The organism is Desulfoplanes formicivorans (genome assembly GCF_001748225.1).
Classification (GTDB): domain Bacteria; phylum Desulfobacterota; class Desulfovibrionia; order Desulfovibrionales; family Desulfomicrobiaceae; genus Desulfoplanes; species Desulfoplanes formicivorans.
This window is the reverse complement of sequence record NZ_BDFE01000008.1, coordinates 154075-167735: the sequence shown is the minus strand read 5'-3', so window position 1 is coordinate 167735 and position 13661 is coordinate 154075. Positions and strand designations below refer to the sequence as shown.

Genomic DNA, 13661 nt, shown 5'->3' with positions numbered 1-13661 from the left:
CACGACCTGCCGTTATCCTTTGACAGAAGCGGCCACCATCCTGGTCAACCGAAGCAGCTGATTGGAGAACCCGGCCTCATTGTCGTACCACAGCAAGAGCTTGAGCATGGTCTTGTCCATGACCGCTGTACACAGGGAGTCCACCACGCCGCCGTGGATGCTTCCATTGTAGTCAATGGAAACAAGGGGCTCCTCGCTGTACCCCAGGGGCCCGTTCATGGGGCCCTGGGAAGCCGCCTTGAGGGCATCATTGACCTCTTGGACGCTGGTTGGCTTTTCCAGTTCGCACACAAAATCCACCAGGGACGAGTTGGGCGTGGGCACGCGCACGGCCATGCCATCCAGTTTGCCAGCCAGGGCAGGAATGACCTTGGTCACGGCCTTGGCCGCCCCCGTGGTCGTGGGGATCATGGACAAGGCAGCTGCGCGGCCCCGGCGAAGATCCTTGTGGGTACCGTCCAGAATCCGCTGGCTCATGGTGTAGGAATGAATGGTGGTCATGAGGCCGTGCTTGATCCCAAAAGTGTCATGGATGACCTTGGCCGCAGGCGCAAGACAGTTGGTGGTGCAGGAGGCATTGGAAATGATCTTGTGGGAAGGATCGTATTCTTCCTGGTTGACCCCCATGACCACGGTCACGTCCGCCTCCGGGGCCGGCGCACTGACAATCACCTTTTGGGCCCCGGCATCCAGATGTTTCTGGCAATGCTCGCGGTCCTTGAAAATCCCGGTGGTCTCAAGGAGGATATCCACATCGTATTTGCCCCAATCCCATTCTGCCGGGGCGTTCCGTTCAATGGCCACCTGTCTGCCATCCAGCACAAAACCCGTGTCGTTGGCCTCCACGGATCTGGCAAATGTTCCATGCACGGAATCGTAGCGCAGCAGATGCGCAAGATCACCATTGGTTCCGCGATGCGCATTGATCACCACAAGTTCCAAATCATTATCCCCGGCCAGAAGCCTGGTCATGTAACGACCAATCCGCCCGAACCCGTTCATCCCAATCCTGATAGCCATTGCGTTTCTCCTTTTTCTAGAGCGAAATCGTCTCACACTTCATTCCCGGACCACCAACGCCTCCCGGTCGCGTGGCAGGAAGGTCGATTATGGCAACGGGTTTTGAACACCCTTGTCAGTACAATGTGCGTCACGCATCATAGCAAACAACGCGAATGCCGCCCGTTCGCCAACGCACCCTGCGTGACCCTGTGCAATCCGGGCCGAACGCTGTGCGCATCCATGCCCCATGTGGGCAAGGCATAACATACCATGGCTATATTATGGACTTTTTTTAGTCAATACATGCGTAAGTCTTGTTGCAGCCATACACCTCACCCGGAAGGCTGGACAGTTAGTCTTCAACAGATTAGCCAAGCATCCAGACTGCGCACCCGTACCTTTCCGGGTTGTCCCCAGGAACCTTCAACCACCAGACGATCATCATGCCCACAACGTCCCCCTTGAGCACCCCTGCCATCGCCGTGATCGGCGGCGGACTGGCCGGAAGCGAGGCCGCCTACCAGCTGGCACGATCCGGCGTTCCCACCACGCTTTTTGAAATGAAACCCGTCCGGTTCTCACCGGCCCACAACCAGGAAGGACTGGCTGAACTGGTCTGTTCCAACTCCCTGCGATCCACGGATCCGGAAAGCGGGATCGGTTTGCTCAAACAGGAAATGGAGCTCCTTGAAAGCGTAATCATGCAGGTTGCCCGGCATACGGCCATTCCCGCAGGCAAAGCCCTGGCCGTGGACCGTCGGCTTTTTTCGACCGCAATGACCGAGCAGCTGGAACGCATGGACCACCTGACCATTGTCCGCAAGGAAATCACCTCCCTGGATGATCCGGATCTGGAACCCTTTGCAAAGGTAATCATCGCGGCCGGCCCCCTGGCCTCGCCCCCCCTGACAGCAAGCCTCATGGAAGCTGCAGGAGAAGAGGATCTCTACTTCTACGATGCCATCGCCCCCATCGTGGTCACGGAATCCATTGACATGGACAAGGCCTTTTGGGGTTCCAGGTACCATCCCGAGGAAAAGGACTATCTCAATTGTCCTCTCAACGAGGAAGAATACACAGCCCTGGTCCAGGCCCTCAAACAGGGAACACGGGTCAAACCCCGGGAATTCGAACAGGCAATCCATTTTGACGGATGTCTGCCCATTGAGACCATGGCCGACCGGGGCGATCAGACCCTGGCCTTTGGCCCCCTCAAGCCCGTGGGCCTCATTGATCCGCGTACGGGCAAGCAGCCCTTTGCCTGTGTCCAACTCAGGAGCGAAAACAGGGACAAGACAGCCATGAACATGGTCGGCTTCCAGACCAAACTCACCTATCCCGAACAACAAAGGATCTTTTCCATGATCCCCGGGCTGGAACACGCCGAATTCGAACGCATGGGCTCCATTCACCGCAATACCTTTGTCAATGCGCCCAAGGTGCTCACTCCCCAGATGGAACTGAAAAACAAACCCGGTTTTTTCCTGGCAGGGCAGATCACCGGGGTGGAAGGGTATCTGGAATCGGCGGCCACCGGGCTTTGGCTTGGCCTGTTCCTGGCGGGACGAATCACCTCCCTTCCTCCGGTCACAACCGCCTTGGGAGCCCTGTTAAACCATCTTCAAACTCCGGCCAAAAAATTCCAGCCGTCCAATGTCAACTTCGGTCTCATGCCGGGGCTGAACCGCCGGGCCTCCAAAAAGGACCGCAAAAAGCTCTATGCAGCGCGAGCGGTCAATGATTTCACAACATGGCTCCAAGGCGAACCCCGCACCTAGACGCACCTACACCGGGTATCCACCAAGACTCTTGACAACAAACTGCCAGACGCGGCCCCTGCGTGGATACCCGGGCAGTTGATAAACATGGGCACAACATGCTCTCCTGGTTCCTGTACGGCAAGGCCGTCCACAAGGCATGACCGGACATCAGGAATCAATCCCGACCCGTGACCCTGCTCCCCATACCCGAATCAGCCACCATCCATTGCCCATACCCCACAGGCACAACCAGAGACGGCACGAGCTTGCGGTCTATGGCCTGAACCTCCCTGGTCACATACGCGCCCAATTCGTCAAGATCGACCCGGCCGTCTCCTGAGGCATCTGCCAACAGCCCTGGACCGATCCCCTTGAACACGGCGTAGGCAAGGGGAGAACAGGGGATGGACGCATACGCAGGAGCGGTCTTTTGCCATCCACGGGTGGCCGAAAGCACGGCAACCCCCAGGGCCCGGGCTCTGCGCATGATCCGGGTCATGTCCAGAGGGCCGGTATGGGCCACATCGCACAAAACCAGGGTCCGGGCCTTGAGCTTGCCGAGCCTGACCAAAAGGGAATCGATATCCACAACGCTCTCCCAAGCGTATCCATGCCGTCCCAGAGGGCGAGTGTCCCTGGGCAAAAAAACCGGACGGTCATCCTGGTCCAGCACGCCCTGGCCGGCAAGCATGACAATGATCGTATCCCGCGGACCAGCCTGTTCCAGCCAGGCCAGGGCATCATGGATATGCGCCCTGGTCGGTGGGTGGCCGTAATCATCGCTCACAAGGCGCTCATGCACCTTCGCATACCCCCTGCCTCGCAGCGTTGTGAACAGACGGGCGACCATTTTCACGTCGTCCGAAGACGTGGGCAGATCCATGTGGGCAAAGGCGCCCAGGCGCTCCACACCCACACCAAGATAATACAGATCACCGGGCATTTTTCTGGTTGCGTTTCCATCCTCCGGGAGGTGGACCTGGATCTCGGCGCTAGATCGCGCCCCGTGCGGACCCTCACAAACACAACCCACGGTGTTTTCCCCGGGTTCCAGCACCACGGGAACACGAAGGTGACCGGACCAGCCTGCTTCTGGTTGGGGCATGTCCCTGCCAAAACCGTTGACCCGGAGCCTGCATGAGATCGGATCATCTCCCCGGGCGTGCAGGGAAACAAGCAGTTCCTGCTGGCGGGACCCGAGAACCGCCCCGTCTGCAGGGCTGACCAGATCAATGCCTGGCGGACGATGGCGGCTCAAGAACTCGGAAGTGACCGGCAGCAAAGCGGTTCGATCCAGGGCCGCGGCTGAACGGCCCTGGGAGATGGTCGCCCGGACAAGGTCCGGTTGGTAGAGATACCGGGCAAAGGTTTCTGCAGGAACCACCTGCAATATATCGTGGTTGTTATTATTCTCGGAAGCGAGAAGACAGCCAAGGAGAGATTCCCCTGAAGGCGAGCAGGCATAATACCCTGCCGGGATCCAGGCGATCCATTCATCATTGGTCGCATACAGAATGGTTGCCAGCAATTCGCCGGTAGCAAGATTCCAAAGGCGAACCGTCTGATCCAGTGATCCCGAAACCAGCCGTGTACCATCCGGGGAAACAGCCAGACAGGTAACTCCCCCTGTATGCCCCTTGAAGTCACGCACCTTGACGCCATCTTGAACCCGGTACATGGCCAGAGCCCCACGCCCGCCACCGCTGACAACATACCTGCCGTCCGGCGTGAAGGAAGCTGCCGTATGTTCTCTTTTGTCCTCATAAGTCCGGTTGATCATGAACCGACGCTGATCATGGTCATAGACCTCGAGCAGACTGCGTGTGGCATCCGCCCCGACATTGCGCACCAGACGGCGTGTTCCAACATTGAGAAACGGCCCTTGGACATCCGCGGGCAAAGAAACGGCAGCAACATCCAAATACCCTTCCTGAAACCGCATCTCCAGGGTTTCCGGCCTGACAGCATGCGTTGTATTATCTGGTGCCCGAAGGACAGATGGGCCAATCTTCCAGAAAATCCGGTCCCCCCCGGGGCCGAAACCGACTTCCGTGATACGGCAACCGCGTCCCACAAACCGGTGAACCAGTCTCCCCTTTTGGGTATCCCACAACCGCACGGTTTGGTCTTCACCCGCTGTAGCGACCAGGGATGTCCCGGGAACGAACAGGCCCTCATTCACGCCCTGGACATGCCCGGAAAACAGGGTCTTGACCCGGGCCGTTTCCGGATCAACGATCATGCACCGGCCACTCCCCAGGCCCAACCCCCCGGTGGTTGCAAGAACAAACTTCCCGTCACCTCTGAAGGACAGACTCAATATCGACGCCGTCTGGAGCGACCATTGTCGGACATGTTGCATGGCGGCAAGATCCCACTCCCGCACACTTCCGTCATGACTGCCAGAAACCAGCATGGTGCCGTCGGGCGACACTGCCAGACAAGCAACCCGGCCGGTATGCCCGGAAAGGGTCCCGATGGGAGCCAGTTCGTCCATCCCCCAGACAAGAATCCGACCATCGTCACCGCCGGACACAAGCCGACTGGCATCAATCCATGCCAGGCAGCCCACCGTGCCTCCATGACCATGAAAGCTGTGCACAAGTGTGCCCTGGTCCATATCCCAGATCCTGACGATCCCGTCTTCCGATCCCGCAGCCAGCAATCTGCCGTCCGGGGAAAAGGCAATGGCGTGGACCGGACTGGGAGCATGCTCCAGCGTTGCGATGCACGTTCCCTCGGGCAGGGACAGCAGCAAAACCCGGCCCATGGCAACATCACCAGGTTGCCCACCCATCAGACCTCCCACGGCCACGATGCGATCGTCAGGGGCGATATCCAGGGCAAAAACAGTTCCCTGCAACCCAGGGGGCGAAGTCATGGGGATCATCTGCAGACAATGTTTTTGTATCACATCCCAGATGCGAACGGTCTTATCCTCGCTCCCCGTAACCAGCCAACGGCCGTTCCGAGAGACATCCATGGCCCGAATGGAAGCGGTATGCCCACCGGTGTCCACAATCATGGGGACAGGCTGGCTCCGGGCCACTGACGGCAAACACGCCACAACAGCCAGAAACAGGATAATCAGTTTCAGCATACCCACGGCCCCTCGTCTGGTGAATCCGTTTTCCATGCTCCCCCTCATGATTCGCCCTCAATGACCATGCCCACGGCCTTGGCTATGACCAGAATTTCCTGCCGGTCCCTGCCGGTCCAGATGGCATTCTGCACATTCCACCAATAGGGTTCCACGCCAATTGCGCGAGCCCGTTCGATCATGTCCAGAATGATCGTTCCGGGCAGAGGCGTCTTGTCGAGCAGGGTACGTACCTGGCTGGTAAGCAGGGAACCGACCTGGGCAACTGCGTGCATGTTCTCGGCAAAAAAACGCCTCATCCACTGTTTTTGAGCATCAGAACAAACAACATCACCGCGAATCCACAGCCAGGCCACACCGGGAACAATGGCTCCGGGATGGCCAAGGGGCGATGTCTGGCCTTCCCCAAAGGGCTGCACAAGCCATGACCATTGATCTGCCATCTCAACCAGACGTTGGCGTTCCCCGGCCTCAAATTCACTAGTACGCTGCCAGGTCAGATAGCCCCGGACCTGGGCATGCATATCCCGAGGGACCACATACGTGGCCTGGCCATCGTCAATGCTGAACACCTGCTCGCCGGTACCGCATGTGCCGCCAAGGGATCGTTTTTGGCGTGTTCCCGTGCGCTGCCAAGTCACGGACAGGGAAGCGGTAAAGCCGTTCTGGTCGTCACGCCTGTTGACCAGGAAAGCCTCCACACCCGGCCATTCAAGCCTCTTGCTCCCCAGAACAAGGAGCATTCCTGCAAGATGGAGGGGATCCATGCGCCGGGGAACAACCAAGTTCTTCCAGATTGCAACCCCATCCCCCTTGGACGGATCATTGGACTGGGCCTCCTCGAGAATTTCCAGAAACCCGGGAGAAACATCCCGGCCTCCGGTGGCCAGCAGCACTTCCAGAGAGCGCAGTGCACAGGTCAGGACGATGACCGGTTCAATACGTCCGAGGTCGTCGAAAAACCAGGCGCAACTGGCAAAACTGGCCAGAGACCACCGTTGCATGGTCAAAAGGGACAGGCACAATTCTTCCTGTTCGCGGCCCCTTGGAGTACACTGTTCCTCAAGAAAGGAGGCCCGATCCTGTTTGCCGGCAAGGACCAGACCATAGTCCTTGAGGGCCGCGGCATGATCGTGAAAAAGGGGGCGCGCCTTGCGCCGATAATGATCTTCCACATAGTACCGGAGATAATTGAGCGAACGCCGCAACGGCTGTCGCCAATGCTGCTTCCATTGCGGATGCCCGCCATCCGTGCATCCGCAATCGCTCTTCCACCGCTCCACCCCGTGGATGCAGCTCCACGAGGAAGGTTCGTGCAGAATCACGGATTGGGATGGCGGATGGTTTTCGAGCCAGGCCGCGTAGTTGGTCAGTCCGTACCCTTTGGGGTCCGTGCGCAACCTGTGGATGGCATAGGCCAGGGCCATTTCCCCGAAGGTGAAGTGATGGCCATAGGATTCCCCGTCCGTGGCCAGGGAACAAAGGCCTGCTCCAGCCTGGGACACGATGCGTCGGAAAAAGCTCTCGCCATCGGCCAGAAGCTGTTCAAAGGCAACGGCTCTGGACAGGGGACCGTTGTAGAAAAAAACAACCATGCTGTTTCCCGAAGGCAGATTGACCCGATACGGCGCCGAGGTATCCAGCGTGGTTTCATCCACGCCAAAAACGTGTTTGCCATCCAGGGTGGCCACGGCCTTGGCCTGATGCGGAGCCAAGATGGTGAATCCGATCCCGGCCCGGGCAAGGGCCTCAAGGGTCGGGGTGTCCACTGCGGTTTCAGCCAGCCACATGCCTTCGGGCCTGCGCTGGAACCGGGCCTCAAAATCCTGGATGGCCCAGGCAATTTCAATGTCCTTGTCCGAGTCCGTACTCAAGGGCATGATCGCATGGTGATAAACCTGGGCCAGCGCATTGCCATGCCCCAGCCGCGCCTGACTTCTGGCGTCCCCCTGGAGAATCCGGGCATACGTCTGCGGGGCATGACGTTCCATCCAGGTAAGCAGGGTCGGTCCGAAATTGAAACTGATCCATTCGTAGCAATTGATGATCTCGACCACCTTGCCCTGTTCCATGCGTCGGGCCCACGCCAGGGGCGAATAACACTCCTTGGCGATCCGTTCATTCCAGTTCAGGTACGGGGCCGCGCTTGGCTCGGCCAGAAATTCCTCCACCCAGGGATCAAGCCGGGGGGGTTGATAACAATGTCCGTGGATGCACACATAGCCTGACATATAAACTCCGATTAGGGGACATGCGTTTTCGTCAACCAGCAGGAAGATGGCGTCCACACGGGGACACCATTCCGCGATTTAGTTTATATCCTATTTAATTTATTCATTATTATATCATATTATTCCCAGCACATGCGCCCTGTTGTTTCATTTGCCTTTACGGACAAAACAGGGCAAGTAGCAACCCGTTTTCAGGATGAATTTCCCATGCTACCTGCTGCCGGATTTCCAGGGAGATCCCATGTCCATTCTTGCCGCTTCCACCAGTCTGACACGATACCGCATTGTCGAAGAAGTTCCCAAGGAACTCTGGGCCGAGGTCAACGAAAGACTTCGTACCTTCGCCTTCAGGGATATTGACGAAACCGCTGACGAACGCTCTTTCGGCTGGGTCTGTTTCGACAACATGCTTGACGAACAATGGAAAACCGCCCCGCCGGAAAAAGGGGCCTACCTCGCCTTCAGTCTGCGCATCGACACCCGACGCATCCCGGCAGCGGTCCTGAAAAAGCATGTTCAGCTAGCCATGGAGCATCAACTGGAACTGATGAAAGCCCAGGGCAAGAAATTCCTGACCAGAGATCAGAAGACCGAAATCAAGGAACAGGTCAAACTCAAACTCCGGGCCAGAACACTGCCCATTCCCGCCTATTTCAATGTTGTCTGGGATACGGACAAACAGCTCGTGTACCTTGGCAACACAACAGACAAGGTCAAGGAACTCTTCGAGGAACTCTTCACCAAGACCTTTGGCCTGAATCTGGAACCCCAGACACCGTTTTTCCAGGCCCTGGGCGCCATGGGCCTTCACCGTCTCGAAGAATTGGAAAATCTGGAACCGACCATCTTTATCTAGCAGGACCCCGGGAAACAATCGTATGGATATCAATCTTGAACGTGCGGCAGAGCAGGGATCAAATATCGGCCAGGATTTCCTGACCTGGCTCTGGGCCACGAGCGAACAGCAGCAAGGAATGTTTCAAACCCCAACAGGCGAAAGCTTTGTCCTGCTCGTCGAGCAGCGGATCGCTGTCCAGGGCGGCGAAGGGGAAGGCAAGGAAACTGCCGTATGCAGCGGTCCCATGGCCGAACTCAGAGAGGCCCGGGCCGGGCTCAAGACCGGCAAGAAGGTCGGCCAGGCCAAGCTGCGCATCGAACACGACGAAAACGTCTGGCAGGTCCAGATCAATGCCGACAATTTTGCCCTGACCGGGCTCAAGACCCCCAAGGTGGACACCCATGTGGAAGAGGGGGACGACCCCGATGCCATTTTCCTGGAAAAAATGTACCTGATGGAAACATGCCTTGGTTATCTCGACGTGGTCTTTTCCCTTTTTCTCAACCGCCGGCTGGGACCTGACTGGCCCGATGAGGTCCAGCGCATCCGGACATGGATACACAGCGCCTGATTCTATTGCCAGGTCGTGAACTCTAGGGTATCGGGACAAATCACGTTTGCTGCAAGACCCTTGGCTGAGGCTCAAAGCCCAGCCATTTGTTATGGCCACTGTCTTTTACCAACTTTCCAGGAGTGATGACAATGATTCGTTTTTTCACACTGCTTTCGACAATGATCGCATTGGTATGCGCCGGAGTAGGTACTGCCGGGGCAAAGGATATCAAGGTCGGTTACGTGTACATAGGACATATCGGAGATGCCGGCTGGACCTATGCCCATGAACTGGGTCGCCAGGCCATCGACAAGATGCCAGGGGTCACCTCATCCTATGTGGAGGCCGTACCCGAAGGCGCCGATTCCGAACGGGTGATCAAGAACATGGCCCGCAAGGGGTACGACCTGATCTTCACCACCAGTTTCGGTTACATGGATCCGACCCTCAAGGTTGCCAGGCAGTTTCCCAAAGCCGTGTTCATGCACTGTTCGGGCTACAAATCATCCAAAAACGTGGGCAACTATTTCGGCCGCATGTATCAGGCCCGCTATCTCTCGGGCATGGTTGCCGGAGGCATGACCACTTCCAACAAGATCGGCTACGTGGCCGCGTTCCCCATCCCCGAAGTCATCCGGGGCATCAACGCCTTCACCCTGGGTGTCCAGGCGGTCAATCCCCATGCCCAGGTCAATGTTGTCTGGACCAAAACCTGGTATGATCCTGCCACGGAAAAAGAAGGGGGCAAGAGTCTGCTGGAAACAGGGTGTGACGTCATCGCCCAGCACCAGGACACGCCTGGGGTTCAGGAAGCAGCCCAGGAAGCAGGCAAATATTCCCTTGGGTACAATTCGGACATGTCCCGCTTCGCTCCCAAGGCCCACCTGACCGCTCCGGTATGGAACTGGGGTCCTTTCTACAAGAAGATCGTCACCCAGGTACAGAACGGAACCTGGAAGACCGGAAGTTACTGGCCCGGGCTGGAATCCGGTATTATTGATCTCGCGCCCTTTGGCCCCATGGTTCCCCAGGACCTCCAGGAAAAGGTGCTGGCTGCCAAAAAAGCCATTATTGACGGTACCCTCAAGGTATTTGCCGGTCCCGTCAAGGATCAGACCGGCAAGGTGGTCATCCCGGCCGGCACAAGCGCCACTGACGAGCAATTGCTGGGCATGGACTGGCTTGTCCAGGGCGTGCAGGGCTCAACCAAATAACACCGAATAAACATGCTCGATATCCGCGTGCACAAAAGACAGGTTCCCCTCCCCTGGTGGGGAACCTGTCTTGTTCTCAGCTCGGCTGTTCTGGTTTCCCTGATTGTGAGCGCAGGACTCTTGGCCCTGCAGGGAAAACCGGCTCTGGGCGGCATACTCCTTTTTCTCGAATCCGGATTCGGGACAAGCTGGGCCATTCAGGACTGTCTGGCCAAGGCTGTGCCCATTTTTCTGTGTTCCCTGGGCGTGGCCATCACGTTCAGGCTACAAATCTGGAATATCGGTGCCGAAGGCCAGTACGCCCTGGGCAGTGTGGGAGCCACCTGGGCGGCCCTGACCTTTCCCGGTCTGCCCTGGTACCTTCTCCTTCCCCTGATGCTGGCATGCGCCACCCTTTTGGGCGGCTTGTGGGGACTCATCCCGGCCCTGCTGAAAATCAAGCTCCGGGTCAACGAAATCATTGTCACCCTGATGCTCAACTACATCGGCATCCTTGTCCTGGAGTATCTGGTCTATGGCCCATGGAAGGACCCGGCCAGTTTCGGCATGCCCATGACTCCGACATTTTCTCCAGGCGCCATAGTGGGATTTATTGGAGAAACCAATGTGAGCTGGGGAATTGTGCTTTGCATGGTCATCGGCATGCTCATGACCGTTTTTCTCAAGTACACCCGGTACGGATTCGCCCTCAAGGCCTGCGGTGAAAACGCGCGTGCCGCCAAATACGCCGGGCTTCCCTATAACGGACTGATCGTCATGGTCATGGTTTTTTCCGGGGCCCTGGCCGGATGGGCGGGATTTCTGGAAGCATCGTCTTCCCTGAACCGCCTTGAGCCAACCATCATGGCCGGATACGGCTACACGGCCATTGTCGTTGCCTGGCTGGCCCGCCTCAACCCCCTGTCCATTGGCGTGGCCTCGTTTCTTCTGGCCGGACTTCGCGTGGGCGTGGAAGGCATTCAGCTCGACCTCCAGGTCCCGGCCGCTTTTGGCAGCGTCATGGAGGGGCTGATCCTCCTGACTATTCTGGCAAGCAGTTTTTTCCAGCATTACACGATTTCGGGCAGAAAAAAATCGTCCGGAAAATAGTTTTTCAACGTACAGGAAGGCTCAGCATGCAGTGCACAGCAACCCGTGATGTGGATACATAGAGTCTGCCGTAATTTCCAGACAAGGCAACCGTGCCGGCCCTGTCCGGGAAAACACAAATCACCTACTGTTTGAAGTACACTGCGCACCGGAAACCGCGTACTTCAAACCGCGCACCTTGACGAAAAAAACATGCCTTCCAACAACGAAACACCGTTACCATGAACATCGACGTCCTTATTCCTCTTTTTGCAGCGACCATCCAGTCCGGGACCCCGATCCTTTATGCCACCCTTGGAGAAATCATCACCGAGAAATCCGGGGTGCTCAATCTCGGGGTAGAGGGAATGATGCTCTGCGGGGCGTTCGGAGGCTTTCTCGTCGCCATGCTCACAGGCAATCCCTGGCTCGGCTTTTTGGCCGGCGGGGCTTTCGGAGCCCTCATGGGAGCCATTCACGGGATTGTCTGCCTGCATTTTCAGGGGAATCAGGTTGTTTCGGGCCTTGCTTTGACCATTCTGGGAACCGGACTGGCCAATTATTGGGGCACTCCGTTCGTGGGCCAGAATGCGCCCGGTTTTACTCCCTTTTCCTTCCCCCTGCTCGGTTCCATACCCATCATTGGTCCCATTGCCTTTCATCATGACGCCCTGATCTACACGTCCTATTGTCTTCCCGTGCTGGTCTGGTTCGTGTTCAGGCACACCCAGACAGGCCTGGCCCTGCGTTCCGTGGGTGAATATCCTGACGCAGCCCTGGCTGCCGGCATCAACATCAAGGCGTACCGCTGGGCAGGCATCCTGACGGGCGGTTTTTTCATCGGCCTTGGTGGGGCTTATCTCTCCCTGGCCTATACCCATCTGTGGACCAACGGAATCACTGCAGGCAGAGGCTGGATCGCCGTGGCCCTGGTCATCTTTGCCTTCTGGAAACCAGGCAAGGCGGTTCTTGGGGCCTACCTCTTCGGCGGCGTCATGGCCTTTCAGTTCCGGCTTCAGGCCGTGGGCACCAATATTCCGTCATCCCTCCTGATGATGCTCCCCTACGCCCTGACCATCCTCGTGCTGGTCCTGTCCTCCATCAAGGGCAAGGGCTCCCAGGCTCCCGGCGCTCTGGGCGTGAACATCGAACCCGCGGATTGAGCGCTCCTTGTCGTCTTTTTTTCCTTTATTTTCATCTTTTGCATCCTTTTCATCATGCCAACAGACAGATACACGAAAATGTACCCGGTGTCCTGGGAACAGCTCCACCAAGATGCCAAGGCCCTGACCTGGAAAATCATGAACCAGGGAACCTGGAAAGGCATTATTGCCGTCACCCGGGGCGGACTGGTTCCTGCGGCCATTGTTGCCAGAGAATTGGAAATTCGTCTGGTGGATACGGTCTGCGTGGTCAGCTATTCATGGCAGTCCCAGGGAGACATTTCGGTTCTCAAGGCCGTGGAAGGCGACGGCCAGGACTGGATCATCATCGACGATCTCGTGGATACCGGCAAGACTGCCGGAGTGATCCGCCAGATGCTGCCCAAGGCCCATTTTGCCACGGTGTATGCCAAACCCCAGGGAAAACCTCTCGTGGACACCTTTGTCACCGAGGTCAGCCAGGACACCTGGGTTCTGTTTCCCTGGGATTCCGAGCTCAGACTTGCCGAGCCCATTGCGCAACGCCAAGCAGCCACAAAGCAGAATCCTTCGTCCAAAGAATAAGAACAGGCTACAACACCCTGCGCGTGGCGATCTGACGGCCTTTCCAGTGCATCCATATTCCAAGACTGGATCTTGAGCCATGATCCTCGCCCGGTCCTGTGTCTGGTTAGCCGCCAAAGGGCGTACGTGCCACCACCTTCGGCAACAGGACACTTCAACCAGAAGACC

At 57.5% G+C, this 13661-nt stretch carries 10 protein-coding genes; 7 read left to right on the top strand and 3 right to left on the bottom strand.

Annotated elements, in window-relative coordinates; genetic code table 11:
- Positions 1 to 12: 12 nt before the first annotated feature.
- Entirely contained in the window at positions 13 to 1020 is a 1008-nt protein-coding gene (gap, locus tag DPF_RS03400) for a type I glyceraldehyde-3-phosphate dehydrogenase (RefSeq protein ID WP_069857462.1), read from the bottom strand.
- Between the two features lie 425 nt (positions 1021 to 1445).
- Between gap and trmFO the strand changes: the two genes are divergently transcribed.
- Positions 1446 to 2780 (top strand): methylenetetrahydrofolate--tRNA-(uracil(54)-C(5))-methyltransferase (FADH(2)-oxidizing) TrmFO, encoded by a 1335-nt coding sequence (gene trmFO, locus DPF_RS03395; protein ID WP_069857461.1) that lies wholly within the window; start codon positions 1446 to 1448, stop codon positions 2778 to 2780.
- Positions 2781 to 2937: 157 nt separating this feature from the next.
- Here the strand turns inward: trmFO and DPF_RS03390 are convergent, their stop codons facing one another.
- Together DPF_RS03390 and DPF_RS03385 are read right to left on the bottom strand one after the other, a co-directional pair.
- The gene (locus tag DPF_RS03390; RefSeq protein WP_069857460.1) at positions 2938 to 5898 is read right to left on the bottom strand and encodes a WD40 repeat domain-containing protein; all 2961 of its coding nucleotides are present in this window, start codon (positions 5896 to 5898) and stop codon (positions 2938 to 2940) included.
- An 8-nt stretch (positions 5899 to 5906) separates the two neighbouring features.
- On the bottom strand, positions 5907 to 8093 hold the full coding sequence (locus DPF_RS03385) for a DUF3536 domain-containing protein (RefSeq protein WP_141721047.1): 2187 nt from the start codon (positions 8091 to 8093) through the stop codon (positions 5907 to 5909).
- A gap of 241 nt (positions 8094 to 8334) precedes the next feature.
- Between DPF_RS03385 and rdgC the strand changes: the two genes are divergently transcribed.
- The 6 genes from rdgC to gpt all read left to right on the top strand — a co-directional run bounded on the left by rdgC (position 8335) and on the right by gpt (position 13493).
- Positions 8335 to 8949 carry a recombination-associated protein RdgC gene (rdgC, locus tag DPF_RS03380; protein ID WP_069857556.1) on the top strand — a complete coding sequence of 205 codons (615 nt, stop codon included), beginning with the start codon at positions 8335 to 8337 and terminating at the stop codon, positions 8947 to 8949.
- A gap of 22 nt (positions 8950 to 8971) precedes the next feature.
- Entirely contained in the window at positions 8972 to 9502 is a 531-nt protein-coding gene (locus DPF_RS03375; RefSeq protein WP_069857458.1) for a hypothetical protein, read from the top strand.
- Positions 9503 to 9663: 161 nt separating this feature from the next.
- On the top strand, positions 9664 to 10698 hold the full coding sequence (locus DPF_RS03370) for a BMP family ABC transporter substrate-binding protein (RefSeq protein ID WP_439951197.1): 1035 nt from the start codon (positions 9664 to 9666) through the stop codon (positions 10696 to 10698).
- Between the two features lie 12 nt (positions 10699 to 10710).
- On the top strand, positions 10711 to 11787 hold the full coding sequence (locus DPF_RS03365; RefSeq protein WP_069857456.1) for an ABC transporter permease: 1077 nt from the start codon (positions 10711 to 10713) through the stop codon (positions 11785 to 11787).
- A 221-nt stretch (positions 11788 to 12008) separates the two neighbouring features.
- Positions 12009 to 12929, top strand: a complete 921-nt coding sequence (locus DPF_RS03360; protein ID WP_069857455.1) for an ABC transporter permease — start codon at positions 12009 to 12011, stop codon at positions 12927 to 12929.
- Positions 12930 to 12980: 51 nt separating this feature from the next.
- The gene (gene gpt, locus DPF_RS03355; RefSeq protein WP_218069957.1) at positions 12981 to 13493 is read left to right on the top strand and encodes a xanthine phosphoribosyltransferase; all 513 of its coding nucleotides are present in this window, start codon (positions 12981 to 12983) and stop codon (positions 13491 to 13493) included.
- The last annotated feature ends 168 nt before the right edge of the window (positions 13494 to 13661 follow it).

Coding starts and splice junctions, on each gene's coding strand:
- gap (WP_069857462.1), bottom strand. CDS start 1,020: ATGGCTATCAGGATTGGGATGAACGGGTTCGGGCGGATTGGTCGTTAC.
- trmFO (WP_069857461.1), top strand. CDS start 1,446: ATGCCCACAACGTCCCCCTTGAGCACCCCTGCCATCGCCGTGATCGGC.
- DPF_RS03390 (WP_069857460.1), bottom strand. CDS start 5,898: ATGGAAAACGGATTCACCAGACGAGGGGCCGTGGGTATGCTGAAACTG.
- DPF_RS03385 (WP_141721047.1), bottom strand. CDS start 8,093: ATGTCAGGCTATGTGTGCATCCACGGACATTGTTATCAACCCCCCCGG.
- rdgC (WP_069857556.1), top strand. CDS start 8,335: ATGTCCATTCTTGCCGCTTCCACCAGTCTGACACGATACCGCATTGTC.
- DPF_RS03375 (WP_069857458.1), top strand. CDS start 8,972: ATGGATATCAATCTTGAACGTGCGGCAGAGCAGGGATCAAATATCGGC.
- DPF_RS03370 (WP_439951197.1), top strand. CDS start 9,664: ATGATCGCATTGGTATGCGCCGGAGTAGGTACTGCCGGGGCAAAGGAT.
- DPF_RS03365 (WP_069857456.1), top strand. CDS start 10,711: ATGCTCGATATCCGCGTGCACAAAAGACAGGTTCCCCTCCCCTGGTGG.
- DPF_RS03360 (WP_069857455.1), top strand. CDS start 12,009: ATGAACATCGACGTCCTTATTCCTCTTTTTGCAGCGACCATCCAGTCC.